Origin of the sequence: Halorubrum tibetense, assembly GCF_042661865.1 — an archaeon.
In the GTDB taxonomy this organism is placed as follows: domain Archaea; phylum Halobacteriota; class Halobacteria; order Halobacteriales; family Haloferacaceae; genus Halorubrum; species Halorubrum tibetense.
The window spans coordinates 1-1,512 of sequence record NZ_JBHSWW010000419.1; the positions used below are offsets into that span (position 1 = coordinate 1).

Annotated in this window: 1 protein-coding gene; it reads left to right on the forward strand. The window is 59.0% G+C overall.

Annotated elements, in window-relative coordinates; genetic code table 11:
- Positions 1 to 163: 163 nt before the first annotated feature.
- Positions 164 to 1,512, forward strand: a 1,349-nt coding sequence (gene tnpC / locus ACFQEU_RS15740; RefSeq protein WP_379783701.1) for an IS66 family transposase, incomplete at its 3' end; no start/stop codon positions are given.

The window sequence follows — 1,512 nt, forward strand, 5'->3', positions numbered from 1 at the left end:
GTACGTGTTTAGCCCGGGCTGATTTCGTCACTGTCTCGTAGATAGAGACACGCGGGGGACACATGGTCCGTCAGCAGGAATCGGGAATGCCTTCTCAGGGATGGTCTCCGAGCAGCGGAGACCATCCCGTTGGCCCTGCTGTCGCCGTTCCGAGGTGGGATCGATGAGCTGGGACGATCTCACCAAGGATGAACTTCTCTCGCGGTTTCTCCAGATGGAGGAGCGAATCAACGAGTTGGAAGAAAAGCTCAACCAGAAAAATGAGCGGATCGAGGAACAGAACGAACGAATAGAGCAGCAGCAAGAGCGGATCGAAGAACTCGAAACACGCCTCCGAAAGTACGAAAATCCACACACTCCACCCAGCAAGCGACGGTCGGGGACCGACGAGTCCCCGACCTCGCAGGATGACGAAGATGACGATGTCCGAACTGACGGCGGCACTCCCGGTCGGAAGGACGGTCACGATCCGGAGTGGCGTTCTACAGCTGATCCCGACGAAGAAATCGAAGTCACCTGTGACTGTTGTCCTGAGTGTGGCGACCACTTCGACGAGTCGGTGGGCGTCAGCCCCCGACTCGTCGAGGAGATCCCTGATCCGCAGCCCCCAGAAATCACTCGGTACAACCGCCACTACTACCAGTGCGATTCCTGTGGAACAGAGACAGTTGCGGCTCACCCCGACTGCCCCGATGAGGGGCAGTTCGGGGTGAACGTCATCGCTCAATCAGCTCTGTCACGGTACGATCACCGCCTTCCCTACCGGAAGATCGCTGACCGCTTCGAGCAGCTGCATGGACTCAAACTCTCGGGTGCATCTGCGTGGCACGCGACCGAGCGCGCTGCGCGCGCCGGTCGCTGTGAGTACGAGCAGATCCGTCAAGAGATCCGAGATGCCGACGTGGTTCATATCGACGAAACAGGCATCAAACGTGACGGTGAGCAGGCATGGATCTGGACGTTCAAGACCGCTCAGCATACGTTATACGCGGTGAGAGAGAGTCGTGGGAGTGATGTTCCCGCGGAAGTCCTCGGTGAGGACTTCGCGGGAACGGTCATCTGTGACGGGTGGACGGCGTACCCAGCTTTCAGCAGCAACCTCCAGCGGTGTTGGGCGCACATTCTTCGAGAGGCTGAAGACGCCGCCGAAAAGCAGGCAGAAGGTGAACCGATCTACCACGCTCTCAGACAGGTGTACGTCGCTCTCCAGGCCCGGCTGGAGAGCGACCCAAGCCCTCGTGAGAGAGCAGACCTCCAGCGTGTGGCGCGAAGAGAGCTTGAATCGCTGATTGAACGGTCAGTACCCGACGGACCAGTGGCAACACTGCTCGGGAAGATCGAAGGAGGTCTCGACCACTGGCTCACCTTCGTCGGTGAGCCAGCGGTCTCTCCGACGAACAATGCCGCAGAGAACGCACTTCGTGAGCCAGTGGTTCTCCGGAAAATCATCGGAACGCTCCGTAATGACCGAGGAATGTTCGTTCACGAGACGATCTTGTCCCTGCTGGCGAC